Consider the following 18274-nt stretch of genomic DNA (forward strand, 5'->3'; position numbering starts at 1 on the left):
GCGGTGGCGGGGCCTTGGGTGAAGGTGATGAGGTCGTCGCGGCCGTCGCCGTTGACGTCGCCGAGGGCGGGGAACTCCCCGGCGATGGAGAAGTAGTCGTGCCATTTCACGGCGGTGCCGGTGAAGGAGGTGCCGGTGGACAGGGCGACGTAGACGTCGGCGTCGGTGTCGTGGGTGAAGGTGATGATGTCGTCGCGGCCGTCGCCGTTGACGTCGCCGACGGCGGGGACTTCGGTGCCGGGGGCGAACCAGTCGTGCCATTTCGCGGATGCGGCGAAGGATGTGCCGGTGGACAGGGCGACGTGGACGTCGGCGGTGGTGCCGTGGGTGAACACGATGGCGTCGTCGCGTCCGTCGCCGTTGACGTCKCCGGTCAGGGGGGTCTCTCCGGGCAGGGCGAACCAGTCGTGCCACTTCACCGACGTGCCCGCGAACGACGAACCCGTCGACGTGGCCACATACGCGTCGGCCAGCGCACCGTGGGTGAACGCGACCACGTCGTCCCGGCCGTCACCGGTGAAATCCGTCGGCGAACCACCGAAATAGCGGGGCGCGGGCGGCGGCGGTGGCGTGCCGCAGTTGTCGCTGACCAGGAACCGCTGGTTGTACTGGCCGGGATACGGCGCGAGCGAGACGCCGTTGATCGAGATGACCTGGCCGACGCCGTTGTAGAGCTGCTCGTAGTGCACGTGCGCGCCGGAGGAGTTGCCGGTGCTGCCGGTGATCCCGATCTGCTGCCCCTGCTGCACGTAGGCGCCGTCGGGCACCGAGTAGACGCTGAGGTGGAAGTAGTAGGTGGTCCACCCGCCGCCGTGGTCGATGACGATGTAGTTGCCGGCGCCGCTGGGCTGCGAGTAGCGCCGGGCCACTCCGGCGGCGGACGCCACCTGGGGCGTACCGCCTGTGACACCGCCGTCGGCGCGGACGAAGTCCAGCGCCTGCCGCACCTCGGCGCTGTGGTGGCTGTACGTCCACCGCTGCCCGCAGGGGAACGGTGCCTTGAAGGTGGGCGCGGCGAGTGCCGGTGACGGGGCGACCGTCACCGCGGTGAGGGTGGCCGCGGCCAGGGTGAGCAGCGCGACGAGGGCCCGCCGGGCGGGACTCGTCGGGAATCTGGGCATGCGGTGACTCCTCGTCGGAAGAGGGATGCACTGTCGGAGCGGCGCGTGGGCGTGTCGAGCCAGGGGCCGGTGTCGCCGATGGGCGGGCCCTGACAGTTCGCGTCGGAGAGAGGGGCGGCTGGCGTCCCGATCGGCGGGACGGTGGCGCTGAGGAGAAGTGAAACCGCAGACTTCGGAGCCTGTCAATACCCGACGGGGTGGTGAGTGCCGGCGGAAAACTTCCTTCAGCGTCGCTTCCGCCCGGCCTGGCTGCGCGGCGTGCAGGCCGACCCGCCGCGAAGATTCCTGCCCCGGAGGGAAAGCCGGGCGCAAGTATTGACAACCGTGGAAGCCTCGAAGTTAACTCGCCAGCAATCGATTTCTCAGACTCCTACGGCTGCTCGGAAGGGACACCGATGAGGCTTCGCATCGGCCGTTGGGCCGGCGCCGCAGCAGCCGCGCTGCTGGCCGTTGCCGTGCCCGCGACCTCGTCCGCCGCCGCGCCGGCCGCCACGTCGGCGTCCGCTCCCGCTCCCGCCGTCGCCGACGACAAGGGACCGATCGGCTGGGACGCCTACCGCCGGCTCGACCGCCTGCCGGAGCTGGCCGCCGGCACCCGTACCCACCAGTTCTCCAGCTTCGGCCGCGACGGCTCCAACGACGACGGCTTCGTCGGCACCTGGTCGTGTCTGCGTCGGAGTGGGGGATGTGTGATCGCCGAGGCACGCGGTCCGGGCGAGGTGCAGTCGATCTGGTTCACCCGCGACGACGGAAACGTCCGCGCCACCGGCTGGATCCGCGTCGAACTCGACGGCGTCGTGGTCGTCCAGGCCGACCTCCAGGATCTGGTGGACGGGCGGCTCGGCAGCCCGTTCGTCGCGCCGCTCGTGAGCAACGCCGACCAGACGTCCGGCGGCGTCACCGTCAAGGTGCCCATGCCCTACCGGGAGTCCATGCGGATCACCACCCAGAACAACCCGCTGTTCCACCACGTCACCTACCGGACCTTCACCGACGCGGCAGGGGTGCCCCGGTTCGATCCGGCCGACCCGGCCACCGACGTGGTCACGCTGCTGCGCGCCGCCGGCACCCGCGACCCGAAGCCCGCCCAGGCCGGCGCCTCCACCACGCGCGTCACCGTCACCGCCCCGGCGCAGGGGCAGGTGTCACTGGCCGCCCTGACCGGGCCACGCGCGATCACCGCGCTGCGGCTGCGCGTACCGGACGCCGCGGCCGGGGCGCCGACGCTCGCCGGGCTGCGGCTGCGGATGACGTTCGACGGACGTACGACAGTGGACAGCCCGATCGGGGAGTTCTTCGGCGCCGGGCTGGGCGAGCGCACCGTACGGTCGCTGATGTTCGCCATGGACTCCGCGCCCGGCGGCTGGTACAGCGCATGGTGGCCGATGCCGTTCCGCACCGCCGCCGCACTGACGCTCGTCAACACGACAGGCGCCACAGTCGGCGGCGTCGAGGTCGAGGTGACGTCGGCGCCCGGCGCCGAGTGGACGTCCCGGCTCGCCGCCGACGGCAACGCCGGCTCCTTCACCACCCAGTCACGCCGCGCCGAGACGGTCGGCGGCACCGACTGGATCATCGCCGACCAGTCCGGCCGGGGCCGGTTCGTCGGCGTCTCGCAGACCATGCGGGGCCACATCATCGGCGGCAACACCCGCAACTACCTGGAGGGCGACGAGCGGGTGCACGTGGACGGCTCGCCCACGCCGCAGATCTACGGCACCGGCACCGAGGACTTCTACGAGTCGGGCTGGTACTTCAACCGCGGCGAGTACAGCGGCGTCTTCACCGGCAACACCGCGCACCTGGTCCGCGGCGGCGGATGCGCCGACGAGTGCGACGCCGCCTACCGGCTGATGATCGGCGACGCGGTGGCGTACGGCACCGCGCTGCGCTTCGGCATCGAGCACGGACCGGCCAACGACATGCCCGCCGAGTACGCCTCGACCGCGTTCCTCTACACCCAGCGCACCGTCACCACGCGCCGGACCGACGCCGTCGTCACCGGCGACGCCGCCAGCCGCGCCGCGCACGCGTACACCGACTCCGCGGCGACCCAGACCGCGCTCACCGCCGCCTTCGAGGGCGACGACGACAACGTCCCGCAGACCGGCCAGGTCCGCGCCACCACCGCCCCGGTCCGCTTCCGGCTGGCGATCGACCCGGCCAACCAGGGGGTACGGCTGCGCCGCCACGGTGACCAGGCCGGTGGCTACCAGCAGGCGGCCGTGTCGGTGGACGGCACACCGGCCGGGGTGTGGCTCCAGCCGCTGGGCAACGACAGGCAGCGCTGGCTGGCCGACGAGTTCGTGCTGCCCGCGGCGCTGACGGCGGGCCGCTCGGCGGTGACCGTCCAGCTCACCCCGGCGAGCGGCGCGCCGGCCTGGACCGCCGCCCGATACCTGGCCGACAGCATGATCGCGCCGTTCACCGACACCGTCGCCCCGGCCCCGGTCGCCGGTCTCGCCCTGGCCGGCGGGCGCGTGCACGCGCTGGGCCTGACCTGGTCCCCCTCCGCCGACGACGTCGGCGTGGTCTCCTACCGCGTCTACGCGTCCCGGAACCCGGGGGTGGCGATCACCGCCGCCAACCTGGTCGGCACCACACGTGCCACCACGTTCCGGCACGGTCCGCTGCCGGCCGCGCAGACCCGCTACTACCGGGTCGTTGCTGTCGACGGGTCGGGCAACGCCGCCGCGCCCTCGGCCGAGGTGTCGGCCACCACCCGTACCCGCAACACCAGCGACGCCAACGGCGACCGCCGCGACGACGCCGTCGACTTCACCCGCGGCGCCGGCGCCGACGTGTTCACGTCGCTCTCCGACGGCACCCGGTTCGTGCCGGACAGCCGGCCCTGGAACGACTTCTTCGCGATCGGCGCGGAGGTGCCGCTCACCGGCGACGTCAACGGCGACGGCCGCGCGGACGTCATCACGTTCACCCGTGGCGACAGCGCCGACGTCTACGTCGGGCTCTCCACCGGCTCCGGCTACTCCGCGGGCGTCAAGTGGCACGACTTCTTCGCCGTCGGCGCCGAGATCCCGGCGGTCGGCGACGTCAACGGCGACGGCCGCGCCGACATCATCACCTTCACCCGCGGCGCCGCCGCCGACGTCTACGTGGCGCTCTCCACCGGCTCCGGCTTCGGACCCGGCGTCAAGTGGCACGACCACTTCGCGCTCGGCGACGAGTTCCCGGCGGTGGGCGACGTGGACGGGGACGGGCGGGACGACATCGTGACGTTCACCAGGGGTACGACCGGCGACGTGTTCGTGTCGCTCTCCGACGGCACCCGCTTCGTGGAGGACGGCTGGAAGTGGCACGACAGCTTCGCCACCGGCGACGAGCTGCCGGCGGTGGGCGACGTGGACGGGGACGGGCGGGACGACATCGTGACGTTCACCAGGGGTACGACCGGCGACGTGTTCGTGTCGCTCTCCGACGGGGGCCGCTTCGTGCAGAACTCCTGGAAGTGGCACGACCACTTCGCCTTCGGCGACGAGCTGCCCGGGGTGGGGGACTTCAACGGCGACGGCCGGGCCGACGTGGTCGCGTTCACCAGGGGCCTGACCGCCGACGTGTTCGTCTCGCTCTCCACCGGCGGTGGATTCGGGCCACCGGGCAACCGCTGGCACGACCGGTTCGCCCCCGGCACCGACCTGCCCCGCCCGAGCGTGTCGTGATGCGCGCCCGGCGTGCCCTCGCGGCGCTCCTGCTCGGGGTGGCCCTGGTGGCGGTCCCGGCCGGACCGGCAGCGGCCGACGACCCGGTCCGGTTCGAGGCCGAGTCGCTCGCCGTCGTCTCCGCCACCGCGCCGGTCGGCGCGCAGGCCGACTGCTGCGGGGTGAGCTGGTCCGGCGGACGGCAACTGTGGTTCCGGGGCGCCCGCGCCGGTGACGCGGTGACGCTCGCGCTGCCGTCGGTGCCGGCCGGGCAGTACGACCTCGGCGCGGTCCTCACCCGGGCCGGCGACTACGGCACGCTGCGCTTCGCCGTCGACGGGGTGGCGGTCGGCCAGCTCTTCGACGGGTACGCGGGCGCGGTGCAGCGCACCGGCGCGGTGCCGCTGGGCTCGGCGTCGCTGACGGCCGGCACCCACCGCCTCACCGTCACGGTGACCGGCCGGTCCGCGTCCTCCACCGGCTTCTTCGCCGGGCTGGACACGGTGACGCTGCGTCGCGTCGGCCCGCTCGCGGCGGTCACCACCACGCCGTACGAGACGCTCGGTGAGACACCGGCGCGGGGCGCGTCCACACGCGTCTACGACCCGAGCGCCGGGGAGTCGACGACCTGGTACTACAACGACCAYACGCTGGTGCGGCACGAGCAGACCGGCGTGTGGCACCTGTTCGGCATCACCCACGCCGAACCCGGTGCGCCGCAGGACGAGAAGGTCTTCGGGCACGCCACCGCGCCCACCCCGACCGGCCCGTGGACGAAACGGCCGGTGGCGCTGGCCGCCGACCCCGGGGCCGGGGAGCAGTGGATCTGGGCCCCGCACGTCGTCCACCACAACGGCGTCTACCACATGTTCTACGCGGCCGGTAACCCGGACTACGCCCGGTACCGCATGCACCTGGCCACCTCGACCGACCTGTTCACCTGGACCCGAAGCTCCGCCAACCCGCTGTTCACCGACGGGTGGGAGGGCCGCGACCCGATGGTGACCCGGGTCGGCGACCGCTGGGTCATGTACTACACGGCCACGTCGAGCCCGTCCGGCGGCAACCATGTCGTGGCGTACCGGACCAGCACCGACCTGCGCTCGTGGAGCGGCCGCGCGATCGCGTACACCTCGCCGCACACCGGCCGGGCGGGCGGGCAGACGGAGTCGCCGTTCGTGGTGCGCCGGGGGGAGTGGTGGTACCTGTTCGTCTGCTGCGACGGCACCGACTACGGCGCCGCGTACCGGCGCACGGCCGTCTACCGCAGCCGCGACCCGCTGCGCTTCAACGGCGCGGAGAAGGTGACGGTGCTGGACGCGCACGCCGCCGAGGTCGTGGTGGACGGCTCGAACTGGTACCTGACCCACGCCGGCTGGGGTCAGGGCGGGCTCTGGCTGGCGCCGCTGACCTGGTCGACCGGCGTGGTGGCGCGCGGCTGGACGGTGACCACCGGTTTCCTGCGCGCCGACGTGCGCACCTGGCCCAGCGCCCGGATCGCCGAGCTGGCCGTCGACCCGGCCGGGGCCGGCAATCACCGTCCCGCGCTCGACTCGTCGCACCGGGGCACCGGGCCGTACCTCGCCGTCGGCCGGTTCGACGTGACCGACCGGGCCGGAGCGCCGGCCCGGGTCGACGTGTCCGCCGACGGCTCCCGGATCAACCTGGTCGGCATCCCGTTCGGCGACGAGCCGGTCACCGCCGACTGGCTGCTCACCGTGACGCCCCGGTGGACCGGCCCCGGGTTGCAGAGCGACGTCACCTGGTCGGTGAACGGGTGGCCGACCGCAGCGGTGTGGGAGGTGGCGTTCAACATCGACGGCGCGTCCCCGCTGGTCGGCGACCCGGCGGTGGAGGCGCGGCCGACAGGTGACGTCACCGGCATGCCCCGCTGGACGATGAGCACCGGCGACGGGCTCTCGGTGGTCGCGGCGCACCGGTGGGGATCGGCCTGGCGCGGCGACAACACCTGGTACGACGCCGGCCACGCGATGGCGGCCTGGCAGCCGCTGTGGCGCTCCGGCGGCCTGTCCTGGGCACCGGGCCAGTACGCGGGCGGCACCTGGCGTCTGACCGCGAGCGGGGTCCGGCGGGACGTGCAGTTCGCCGACGCCGCGCACACCGCGATCAACGCGATCCCGTGACCGGCGTGGACACCCGCGACGCGCCCGGCCCGAGCGGCCGGGTGGTGGTCGCGGCAACCGGAGTGGCCAAGCGGTTCGGCGGCGTGACGGCCCTCGACGGCGTCGACTTCGACGTACGGGCGGGCGAGGTGCACGCGCTGCTGGGCGAGAACGGCGCGGGCAAGTCCACCCTGATCAACATCCTCTCCGGCGTGATCACCGACTACGACGGAGAAGTCGCAGTCGACGGGACGCCGGTACGGTTCACCGGCCCGGCCGCCGCCCAGGCCGCCGGGATCGCGACCATCCACCAGGAACTCGACCTGGTGCCCGCCCTCTCGGTGGCCGACAACCTCGTGCTCGGGCGGGAGCCCCGGACCCGGCTGCGCACAGTCGACCGGCGGGCCGCGGGCCGCACCGCGCGCGAGCACCTGGACCGGCTCGGCGCAGACATCGACCCGCGCCGCCCGGTGGGCTCGCTGCGCGTCGGCGAGCAGCAACTCGTCGAGATCGCCAAGGCGCTCGCCCTGGACGCCCGCGTACTCGTCATGGACGAGCCGACGGCCGCGCTCGCCGACGGGGAGGTACGGCGGCTGTTCACCACAATCGGCGGCCTGCGCCGCCGGGGCGTCGGCGTCGTCTACATCTCCCACCGGATGGAGGAGATCGAGGTCGTCGCGGACCGCGCGACGGTGCTGCGCAACGGTTCCGTCGCCGGTGTCGTACCGGCCGGCCGGATGGACCGGCGGCGGATCGTGGCGATGATGGTCGGCGGCCGGGCCGCGTCGCTGTTCGAGCCCGCCCCGGCGGACACGGCCGGCGCTCCCGGCCCGCCGCCCGGATCCGCCGGCGGCGGCCCGCTGCTGCGTGTCACCGACCTGGCCGTGCGGCCCCGGACGCCCCGGCCCGGCCGCTGCGAGCCGGACGGCGTCAGCCTGACCGTGCGGGCCGGCGAGATCGTCGGCCTGGCCGGGCTGATGGGCGCCGGACGTACCGAACTGCTGGAGACCCTGTTCGGCGCCGGGCCCGCGGGCCGCCGCACCGGCACGGTCCTGCTGGCCGGCCGCCCGTACGCGCCGCGCCGGCCCCGCGCGGCGCTGCGTGCCGGCGTCGGCTTCGTGCCCGAGGACCGGCGCCGCTCCGCGCTCGTCCTGGAACACCCGGTCGGCCGGAGCATCGTGCTGGCCGCCCTGTCCAGGCTGACCTCGGCCGGGTTCGTCAGCCGCGGCCGGGAGCGGGCGGCCGTCGCGCGGTCGGTCACCGACCTGGCGATCAAGACGGCGTCGGCGGCCACGCCGGTCGGCGCGCTCTCCGGCGGCAACCAGCAGAAGGTCGTCTTCGCCCGGCACCTGCTCACCGAGCCGCGGCTGCTCCTGCTGGACGAGCCGACCCGCGGCGTCGACATCGGGGCGAAGGCGGAGATCTACCGGCTGCTGCGCCGGCTCGCCGGCGACGGCATGGGCATCCTGCTCGCCTCCTCGGAACTGCCCGAGCTGCTCGGCGTCTGCGACCGGGTGGTGGTGCTGCGCCGTGGCCGGGCCGTGGCCGACCTCGCCACCGGCGGCTGCACCGGCGAGGACATCCTCGCGGCGGCGATGGGCGGCCCGGCCGCCGGAAGGGACGACCGATGACCGACACCCGAGTGCCGCCGCCCGAGCCGGCCGTGACCGGGGCGCTGCCCGCCGCCGGTACGGCCGGACTGCGCGGCGCGACGGCCCACTGGCTGCGTCGGCCGCGCAGCCGCCGGGAACTCGCCGACCGGCTCTTCGCGGTGCAGAGTCTCTTCGCGCTGCTCGTGATCTTCGTCGTGGCGATCCTCGCCTCACCGCGCCGCGACGGCGAGATCCTCTTCCTCACCGCCGGCAACCTGGGGAACATCGTCCGCGCGGTGTCGGAGATCGGCATCATCGCGATCGGGATGACGTTCGTCGTCCTGCTGGGCGGCATCGACCTGTCGGTCGGGGCGATCCTCGGCCTGTCGGCCGTCGGCACCGCGACGCTCATGGTCGACTCCGGACTCGGCATCCTGCCCGCCGTCGCCGCCGTGCTCGCGATCGGCGTGCTGTTCGGCGCGCTCCAGGGGTACGCCGTGGCCCGCCTCGGCATCCAGTCGTTCATCGTGACACTGGCCGGTCTCCAGGTCGCCCGGGGCATCGCCCGGATCTGGTCCGGCGGCCTCGGTATCCCGATCGCCTACGGCGACGGACCCCAGGAGGCGCCGCCCGCCTTCGAACTGCTGAACGGCTCGATAAACGGCGTGTTCCCGGTGCCGGCGGTGCTGTTCGTCCTGATCGGGGTGGCCGCTGTGGTGGTGCTGCGGACGACGGCGTTCGCCCGGCACGTCTACGCGATCGGCGGCAACGAGAAGGCGGCCCGGCTCTCCGGTGTGCCGGTGACGCGGGTCAAGGTCGCCGTGTTCGCCGTCGCCGGCCTCCTGGCGGCGGTGGCCGGAGTGGTGCACGCGGGACAGCTCAACCAGGGCAGCCCGAACGACGGCGCCGGATACGAGCTGGACGCGATCGCCGCTGTCGTCATCGGCGGCACCAGCCTGGCCGGCGGCTCCGGCTCGATGGGCGGCACCCTGGCCGGCGCGCTGCTGCTCGGCATCCTCAACAACATCCTCGCGCTCAACAACATCGACGCCAACGTCCAGCTGCTGATCAAAGGACTGGTGATCGTGCTCGCGGCGGCGCTGCAGAAGCTGCGCCGCGGCATCGCCTGACCGAACCGACTCCGAGGAGCCACCCGATGGACAAGCGAACCACACTGCTCGCGCTGCTGGTCACCGGCGCGCTGGCGATCACGACGGGGTGCAGCGTCGAGAAGCCGTCCGACGACGCCGGGCGGGCCCGCGCCTGCGGCGCCGGCAAGGACTTCCTGATCGGCATGTCCCAGGCCAACAACGCCGAGCCGTACCGGCAGGTGATGAACAACGACGTGCAGACGGCGGCGAAGTCGGTGCCCGGCTTCCGCGTCGTGGTCTCCGACGCCGCCCAGGACAACAGCAAGCAGGTCGCCGACGTGGAGAACTTCCTCACCCAGAAGATCAACCTGCTGATCATCTCGCCGAACGAGGCCAAGCCGCTCACCGCTGTGGTGAAGAAGGCGTACGACCAGGGCGTGCCGGTGATCGTGCTGGACCGCAAGGTCGAGGGGGAGGCGTACACCGCGTTCATCGGTGGCGACAACGTGGCGATCGGCAAGGCGGCCGGCGAGTTCTACGCCACGACGCTGCTGCCCGACGGCGGCAAGGTGATCGAGATCGCCGGGCTGCCCGGCTCGACCCCCGCCGCCGAGCGCGCGCAGGGCTTCCGCGACGGCATCGCCGCCAACCCGAAGATCCAGATCGTCGCCTCCCAGCCCGGCGACTGGCTGCGGGAGAAGGGACAGTCGGTGGCGGACGCGCTGATCAAGGCCCACCCGGACGTGTCCGCGATCTACGCGCACAACGACCCGATGGCCGAGGGCGCCTACCTCGCCGCGAAGTCGGCGGGCAAGGCGCAGCGGATCAAGTTCACCGGCATCGACGCGCTGCCGGTGCCCTCCGGCGGGATCAAGGCCGTCGAGCAGGGCCGCCTCGCCGCCACGTTCCAGTACGCCACCGGCGGCCGGGAGGCGGTCGAGCTGGCCCGGAAGATCCTCGTCGACTGCGCCGAGGACGTCCCGCGTACCACCACGCTGGGCACCATGCGGATCACCAGGGAGAACGCCGCCGAGGCGTACGCGAAGCTCGGTGGCCTCTGAGCGCGGGGGCCGGGATGCGCAGCGCGAGCGTGCGGCGGGCGGCGCCGGTGGTGCTCGGCGTGGACATTGGCACGTCGAGCAGCAAGGGGGTTCTCGTCGACCCCGACGGGCGGTTGGTCCGGGCCCGGGTCCTGGAGCACCGGGTCGACCGGCCCGGCCCTGGCCGGGTCGAGATGGACGGCCGGATCTGGTGGCGGGAGTTCGTCGCCCTCAGCCGGGATCTGCTGGCTCCGGGTGACGTCCGGGTGTGCGCGGTCGGGGTGAGCGGCATGGGTCCGTGCGTGCTGCTCACCGACGCCGGCGGCACTCCACTGCGCCCGGCCGTCCTCTACGGCGTGGATACCCGCGCCGGGGAGCAGATCGAGCGGATGAACGAGCGGTTCGGCGCCGACGAGATCATCCAGCGGTGCGGGTCGGCGCTGTCCAGCCAGGCGGCGGGCCCGAAGATCGCGTGGGTGGCCGACACCGAACCGGAACTGTTCGCCCGTGCCCGCCGGCTGTTCATGCCCAGTTCGTGGCTGGCCTACCGGCTCACCGGTCGCTACCTGCTCGATCACCACTCGGCAAGCCAGTGCACGCCGTTCTACGACACCGAGGCCCAGGACTGGTACCGGCCGTGGATCGACCCGTTCGCACCCGGACTGGAGCTTCCGCCACTGTGCTGGCCCGGCGACGTGGCCGGTGAGGTGACGGCCGGGGCCGCCGCCGAGACCGGCCTGCCGGAGGGCGTTCCGGTGGTGGCGGGCACGATTGACGCCTGGTCGGAGGCGTTGAGCGTGGGTGCGCAGGGCGTGGGCGACCTGATGCTCATGTACGGCACCACCATGTTCCTCGTGCACACCGTGCCGCACCGGCTGACCAGCCCGTCGCTGTGGGGCACCGTCGGCGCGCTGCCGGGCACCCGCAACCTGGCCGGCGGGATGGCGACCTCCGGCGCGATCACCGGCTGGCTACGCGACCTGGTGGCGGGCACCGACCACACCGAGCTGCTCCGCCTCGCCGAACGCTCCGGCGCCGGTGCCCGCGGGTTGCTGATGCTGCCGTTCTTCGCCGGGGAACGCACGCCGATCCTCGATCCCCGGGCCCGCGGCCTGATCGCCGGTCTTACCCTTTCGCACGGCCCCGGCGACATCTACCGGGCGGCGCTGGAGGCGACCGGGCTGGCGGTACGGCACAACATCGAGACGATCGAGGCGGCCGGCGGCGACATCCGCCGGATCGTCGCGGTCGGCGGCGGCACCCGGGGCGGGCTCTGGACCCAGATCGTCTCCGACATCACCGGCCGGGAACAGCAGATCCCGGCGCAGACCATCGGCGCCAGCTACGGCGGCGCCTTTCTGGCCGCCCGGACCGTGATGGACGTCTCGATCGAGACGTGGAACCCGATCGCCGGGGTGCGGCGGCCACGACCCGAACCCGCCGCCGACTACGACGAGCTGTACCGGCTCTACCGCGAGCTGTACGCCGGTAGCCGATCTGTGGTTCACGCCCTTGCTGCCCGGCAGGAACGCCTGCCGGGCGCGTTCCGCTCCACCCACCGTCCGCCCGCCGAGGGAGCTGCCCCGTGACCCGTTACACACTGCCCGTGCCGGTCGAGCGCCCGGCCGCCCCGCCCCGCACCGTCTACACAGTCGCCAGCGGTGACCTGCGGCTGAGCGCGAACGTCACCTGCTGGCCCACCCAGCGGCAGCTCGAAGCCGACCTCACCGCCGCGGTCACCGCGCTCGGCTGGCACGTCCGGCGCGGTCACGACGTCGACCCGGGCAAAAGACACGGCTTCATCGACAGCCAGCGCGCCGGGATCGAGGTCTTCCGGAGCATCCCGGCCGACGTGCCGCTCGTCGTGGTGGAGGCGGTCTGGCAGTACAGCCACCACGTGCTGGCCGGGCTGCGCGCCCACCGCGGGCCGATCCTGCTGGTGGCGAACTGGAGCGGCGAGTACCCCGGCCTGGTGGGCCTGCTCAACCTCGCCGGCAGCCTCACCAAGGCGGGCGTGCGGTACTCGACGCTGTGGAGCGAGGACTTCACCGACGAGTGGGCGCGCGACGGCCTGAAGAAGTGGCTGGAGACTGGCCGGGTGACGCACGACGAGAGCCACGTACGCCCGCTGCCTGTGCTGCGGCCGGACGAGGAGGTCGAACTCGGCGTGGCGCTGGCCCGGCAGCTCGTCTCCGAGCGGGCCGTCATCGGCGTCTTCGACGAGGGCTGCATGGGCATGTACAACGCCATCATCGACGACGAGCTGCTCAACCCGCTCGGCGTCTTCAAGGAACGCCTGTCGCAGAGCGCGCTGGTGGCGGAGATGGCGCGGGTGCGCGACACCGAGGCGCGGGCGGTGCTGGCCTGGCTGGAGGCGGCCGGGATGACGTTCCACACCGGCACCGACGAGGCCACCGAGCTGACGTACGCCCAACTGCTCAGCCAGTGCCGCATGTACGTCGCCGCGCTGCGCATCGCCGACGACTTCGGCCTGGACGCCGTCGGGATCCAGTACCAGCAGGGGCTCAAGGACACCGTGCCGGCCAGCGACCTGGCCGAGGGGCTGCTGAACAACGTCGAACGCCCCCCGGTGACCAGCCGGGACGGCTCCCGGGAGCTGTACCCGGGCGTCGCGCTGCCGCACTTCAACGAGGTCGACGAGGGCGTCGCCGTGGACTCGCTGGTCACCAACCGGATCTGGACCGCGATGGGCCTGGACCCGGCGACGACGCTGCACGACATCCGCTGGGGGCAGCAGTACGGCGAGCACTTCGTCTGGGTCTTCGAGATCTCCGGTGCGGTGCCCGCGTCGCACAACGGCGGCTACGACAGGTCATACAGCATGCGTCAGCCGCCGATGTACTTCCCGCTCGGCGGCGGCACGCTCAGCGGCGTGTCGAAGCCGGGGGAGATCGTCTGGTCGCGCGTGTTCGTGATGGACGGCGGCCTGCACGTCGACCTCGGGCGCGGCACGGTGGTGGCGCTGCCCGAGGCGGAGACCCGGCGGCGGCTGGACGCCACCACACCGCAATGGCCGATCATGCACGCCGTGTTGCACGGCGTGGGCCGCGACCAGTTGATGGCCCGGCACAAGGCCAACCACGTCAACGTGGTCTACGCGCCAGACGCCGGCACCGCCGACCGCGCGCTACGGGTCAAGGCCGCCCTCTTCGCCGAGCTGGGCGTACGGGTGCACCTGTGCGGGGACGTCACGATCTGAGCGAGCCGGCGGCAGTGCCGCGCGACCGGGCACGGCCCACCGCGTGGCCCTGCCGGCCGGCCGACGGTGCCGAGCTGTCGCGTACCCGCAGCTCGGTGTGGAGCACCACTGTCGAGGGTGCCTTGGCCGGGTCGGCGATCCGCTCGACCAGCAGCGTGGCCGCGGTGCGCCCCAGGTCGTAGGTGGGCTGCGCGACGGTGCTCAGCGAGGGCCGGACCAGGTGCGCCCAGGGGATGTCGTCGAACCCGACGATGCCGAACGGGTCGGGCACGCCGATGCCGTTGTCCACGAGGCACTCGAGGGCGCCCACAGTCATCAGGTTGTTCGCCGCGAACACCGCGTCCGGCGGCTCGGCGGTCTCCAGCAGGGAGGCCATCGCGCGGTAGCCGCCCTCCTCGCGGAAGTCCGCGTACCGGATCAGGTCCTCGGTGGTCTGGCGTCCGCTCGCCTTCAGCGCCCGCTGGTAGCCCCGCAGCCGCTGCATGGCGGTGGAGATCCGGCGTGGGCCGGTGATGCAGGCGATCCGCCGGTAGCCGCTGCCCACCAGATGGGCGGTCGCCTGCTCGGCGCCGTGGGTGTTGTCCACCAGCACGGTGTCCACCTCGACGCCGCGTGGTTGCCTGTCGATCGCCACGACCGGGATGCGGGCCTGCACCAGGCGGCTGATCAGGGCCGGCCGCCCGGACGAGGAGATGATCACCCCGGCCATCCGCTCGGCCAGGGCCGCCGCCACGTAGCGGGCCTCCTTCTCCGGATCCTCGTCGCCGTTGCAGAGCACGACCGAGAAGCCGGCCTCCTGCGCGACGTCCTCGACACCGCGCACCATCGAGGTGAAGAACGGGTTCCCGATGTCGGAGATGATGACCGCCCAGAGGCTGGTCCGGCTGCGGCGCAGGCTGCGCGCGACGGCGTTCGGGCGGTAGTCGAGGTCCTGCGCGGCCTGCCGTACCCGGGCGGCCATGTCCGGGTCGACCGAGGCACGCCCGTTGAGGACGCGGGAGACGGTCGCCGGCGACACTCCCGCGCGACGCGCCACGTCGTAGATGGTCGTCATCGCGCTCCCGTCGTCGTCGCCCGGGCGCTCCGGCCCGGCCCCCGTCGGATGGTGACGTACCGGAGTGAGACCGCCACCGCGGGAGATCGCACGGAATCCTATACCCGTCCAGCAATCGATTTCCGACCGGGTCGATCGCGTCCCGCCGCCGCTATTGACATCGATGTGGGTGACTACGAGACTCGTCAGCAATCGATTTCTCGCCCGGTGCCGCTGGTCACCCCCACCCCCGAGGAGCACGGTGAGACGAAATCTGCTGGCGATGCTTGTCGCGCTCTGCACCGTCACGGCGGCCGGCGCGGCCGGCGCGCCGGCCGCCGCCGTACCGATCGGCACGCTCGCCTGCCCGTCCGTCCCGGCCACCCACGACCCCGCCGTCACCGTGATCGTCTACCGGGTGGCCCGGTCGTACAACGTCAACGACAAGGTCATGCTCTCCACCTTCGAGGCGGGCTGGGTCGAGTCCCACATGAACAACCTGCCCTGCGGCGACAAGTCCAGCCTGGGCGTGTTCCAGCAGCGCTGGGACTACGGCTGGGGCACGCCGGAGCAGATCATGGACCCGGTCTACGCCACCACGCAGTACGTCACGCGTGCGATCACCTGCGACCGCAACAACCCCGGCTACACGGCGGGCCAGGTCGCCCAGTGCGTCCAGCGATCGGGCTTCCCCGACCGGTACGACCAGGTGGCGGGGACCGCGCGCACGCTGCTCAACCAGGCGGCGCGTACCCACGGCATGGCAGGCGGCTCGTCGACGGACGTGAACGGTGACGGCCGCGACGACATCCTCACCTTCACCCAGAACGCCTCCGCCGACGTGTACGCGAGCACGTCGACCGGAACCGGCTTCGCCGGAACGTCGGTGAAGTGGAACGACTTCTTCTCCATCGGCGGGGAGACCGCGTCGACGGGCGACGTCAACGGTGACGGCCGCGACGACATCGTCACGTTCGCGCACGGCAACACCGGCGACGTGTACGTGGCGCTGTCGAACGGGTCGGCGTTCGCGTCGCCGGGCCGGTGGCACGACTGGTTCGCCCCCGGCGCGGAGATCGCCGCCGTCGGTGACGTCAACGGCGACGGCAGGGACGACATCGTCGCGTTCACGCACAACGCGACGGCGGACGTCTACGTGGCGTTGTCAACCGGGTCGTCGTTCTCGGGCACGGCGGTGAAGTGGCACGACTACTTCTCCATCGCCGGGGAGTTCCCCGCGCTGGGCGACGTCAACGGCGACGGCCGCGACGACATCATCACCTTCACCCAGGGCCCCGCGTCGGCGGCGGACGTGATCGTGGCGCTGTCCACCGGCACGTCGTTCGGGGCGCCGCAGAAGTGGCACGACCTGTTCGCCGTGGGTGCCGAGCAGCCACGGGTGGGGGACGTCAACGGCGACGGCAAGGACGACGTCGTCACGTTCACCTGCAACGCCGACGCCGACGTGTACGCCGCCACCTCCACCGGCACCGGTTTCGCCGGCACCACAGTCAAGTGGCACGACTTCTTCTGCCTACCGGGCGAGTTTCCCTACCTGGGCGACGCCAACGGCGACGGCAGGGACGACCTCATCGTCTTCACCAAGGGCGCCACGAACGACGTCTACGTGGCCCTGTCCACCGGCACCACGTTCGGTGCCAGCAGCAAATGGCACGACTACTTCGGCCTCACCGGTGAGGTGACGCTGTGACGCCAGGATGGGAGGCCCCCGTGGCCGGAACACGACGGAGACGGCGGCGCGCCGGCGTCGCCCTGCTGGTGGCGGCGCTCGCCGGCGCGGTCGCGGTGCAGCCCGCGCCGGTGTCCGCGACGCCGCCGGGCCGTACCGCGCTGGACGCCGCCTTCGTGCGGGCGGCGCAGGAGTACGACGTGCCCCGGGACGTCCTGGTAGCGGTCGGCTACGGCGAGTCCCGCCTGGACGGGCACGGCGGCGAGCCGAGCCAGGCCAACGGCTACGGGGTGATGCACCTGGTGAGCAACCCGGTCCGGCACAGCCTGGAACGGGCGGCGGCGTTGACCGGTGAGCCGGTCGCGCGTCTGAAGACCGTCACGCCGGCGAACATCCGCGGCGGCGCGGCAGTGCTGCGCGAGCTGGCCGACGCCGAGGGGCTGACCGCGCGGGACCGGGACCGGGTCACCGCCTGGTATCCGGTGGTGGCGCGGTACGGCGGCGCGGCCGACGACGCCACCGCCCGCCTGTACGCGGACGGGATCTACGAGCTGGTGCAGCAGGGCATCCCAGGCGCGGTGCCGGTCCGGGCGTACCGGGTCGAGCCGGAGCGCGGCCGCTACGCCGCGGTTCCCCCCGCCGGCACGGCGCCCCGTACGCTCGCAGCCGTGCCGGAGTATCCGGCGGCGCGGTGGGTCGCCGCGAACGGCGCGAACTACGGCATCGGGCGGTCCAGCCGGATCACCACTGTGATCCTCCACGTCACCCAGGGCTCGTACGCCGGGACGGTCAGCTGGTTCCAGAGCCCGTCGTCCGGCGTCAGCGCCCACTACGTGGTGAAGTCCAGCAACGGCGAGATCACCCAGATGGTCCGCGAGGGCGACACCGCGTACCACGCCCGGTCCGGCAACGCGTACGGCGTCGGCATCGAGCACGAGGGGTACGTCGACAACCCGGCCTGGTTCACCGACGCGATGTACCGTTCCTCGGCCGCGCTGACCCGCTACCTGTGCGACAAGTACGGCATCCCGAAGAACCGCACCGGCATCAAGGGGCACAACGAGATCCCGGGTAACGACCACACCGACCCGGGACCGAACTGGAACTGGAACTACTACCTCTCGCTGGTGAACCAGGGTGGCGGGGGCCCGACCGCCCGCTATTTCGGTGGTTCGCCGACGGATTTCACCGGTGACGGCCGGGACGACGTGGTCGCGTTCACCCACGGTGCGCTGGCCGACGCGTATGTGGCCACGTCGACGGGTTCGTCGTTCGCGGGCACGTCGGTGAAGTGGCACGACTGGTTCGCCCTGCCCGGAGAGACCCCCCTGACCGGMGACGTCAACGGCGACGGACGCGACGACGCCATCGTGTTCACCCACGGCACCACCGCCGACGTCCACGTCGCCCTGTCCACCGGCACATCCTTCGCCGCATCCGCGAAATGGCACGACTGGTTCGCCCCCGGCACCGAAGTCCCCGCCGTCGGCGACGTCAACGGCGACGGCCGCGACGACATCATCACCTTCACCCACGACACCGACGCCGACGTCTACGTCGCCCTGTCCACCGGCACCTCCTTCACCGGCACCGCCGTGAAATGGCACGACTACTTCTCCATCGCCGGGGAGTTCCCCGCCCTCGGCGACGTCAACGGCGACGGCCGCGACGACCTCATCACCTTCACCCAAGGCCCCGCCACCGC

General features: G+C 72.6%; 11 protein-coding genes. 9 read left to right on the forward strand and 2 right to left on the reverse strand.

Annotation, left to right across the window (positions count from 1 at the left end):
• The coding region (locus tag A8711_RS32500; RefSeq protein WP_176722866.1) for a VCBS repeat domain-containing M23 family metallopeptidase at positions 1-1121 on the reverse strand (1121 nt) is incomplete at its 3' end.
• A 395-nt stretch (positions 1122-1516) separates the two neighbouring features.
• Here A8711_RS32500 and A8711_RS32155 point away from each other — a divergent pair.
• The 7 genes from A8711_RS32155 to A8711_RS22985 are packed head-to-tail and all read left to right on the forward strand — an operon-like array spanning position 1517 to position 13846.
• Complete coding sequence (locus tag A8711_RS32155; protein WP_084789495.1) at positions 1517-4801, forward strand: DUF2961 domain-containing protein; 3285 nt, start codon at positions 1517-1519, stop codon at positions 4799-4801.
• Positions 4801-6924, forward strand: coding sequence for a family 43 glycosylhydrolase (locus A8711_RS22960; protein ID WP_043325478.1), 2124 nt, complete (start codon positions 4801-4803; stop codon positions 6922-6924). The genes A8711_RS32155 and A8711_RS22960 overlap by 1 nt, the downstream gene beginning before the upstream one ends.
• Positions 6921-8534: a sugar ABC transporter ATP-binding protein gene (locus A8711_RS22965; RefSeq protein WP_051611158.1), complete on the forward strand. Its 1614-nt coding sequence runs from the start codon at positions 6921-6923 to the stop codon at positions 8532-8534. Before A8711_RS22960 ends, A8711_RS22965 begins: the two co-directional genes overlap by 4 nt.
• Positions 8531-9625: an ABC transporter permease gene (locus A8711_RS22970; RefSeq protein WP_043325477.1), complete on the forward strand. Its 1095-nt coding sequence runs from the start codon at positions 8531-8533 to the stop codon at positions 9623-9625. Before A8711_RS22965 ends, A8711_RS22970 begins: the two co-directional genes overlap by 4 nt.
• 26 nt (positions 9626-9651) lie before the next feature.
• Positions 9652-10647, forward strand: a complete 996-nt coding sequence (locus tag A8711_RS22975) for a substrate-binding domain-containing protein (RefSeq protein WP_013476121.1) — start codon at positions 9652-9654, stop codon at positions 10645-10647.
• Positions 10648-10661: 14 nt separating this feature from the next.
• Positions 10662-12215 (forward strand): FGGY-family carbohydrate kinase, encoded by a 1554-nt coding sequence (locus A8711_RS22980; RefSeq protein ID WP_051611156.1) that lies wholly within the window; start codon positions 10662-10664, stop codon positions 12213-12215.
• Positions 12212-13846, forward strand: coding sequence for a fucose isomerase (locus tag A8711_RS22985; protein WP_043325476.1), 1635 nt, complete (start codon positions 12212-12214; stop codon positions 13844-13846). The genes A8711_RS22980 and A8711_RS22985 overlap by 4 nt, the downstream gene beginning before the upstream one ends.
• Here the strand turns inward: A8711_RS22985 and A8711_RS22990 are convergent.
• A complete protein-coding gene (locus A8711_RS22990) occupies positions 13836-14900 on the reverse strand; it encodes a LacI family DNA-binding transcriptional regulator (RefSeq protein WP_013476124.1) in 1065 nt (354 codons plus the stop codon). The genes A8711_RS22985 and A8711_RS22990 overlap by 11 nt on opposite strands.
• A gap of 241 nt (positions 14901-15141) precedes the next feature.
• Between A8711_RS22990 and A8711_RS22995 the strand changes: the two genes are divergently transcribed.
• Together A8711_RS22995 and A8711_RS23000 are read left to right on the forward strand one after the other, a co-directional pair.
• Positions 15142-16590 (forward strand): FG-GAP-like repeat-containing protein, encoded by a 1449-nt coding sequence (locus tag A8711_RS22995; protein ID WP_069089292.1) that lies wholly within the window; start codon positions 15142-15144, stop codon positions 16588-16590.
• A gap of 20 nt (positions 16591-16610) precedes the next feature.
• Positions 16611-18274, forward strand: a 1664-nt coding sequence (locus tag A8711_RS23000) for an N-acetylmuramoyl-L-alanine amidase (RefSeq protein ID WP_069089293.1), incomplete at its 3' end; no start/stop codon positions are given.

The sequence above is a fragment of the Micromonospora sp. II genome, assembly GCF_001709195.1.
Classification (GTDB): domain Bacteria; phylum Actinomycetota; class Actinomycetes; order Mycobacteriales; family Micromonosporaceae; genus Micromonospora; species Micromonospora chalcea.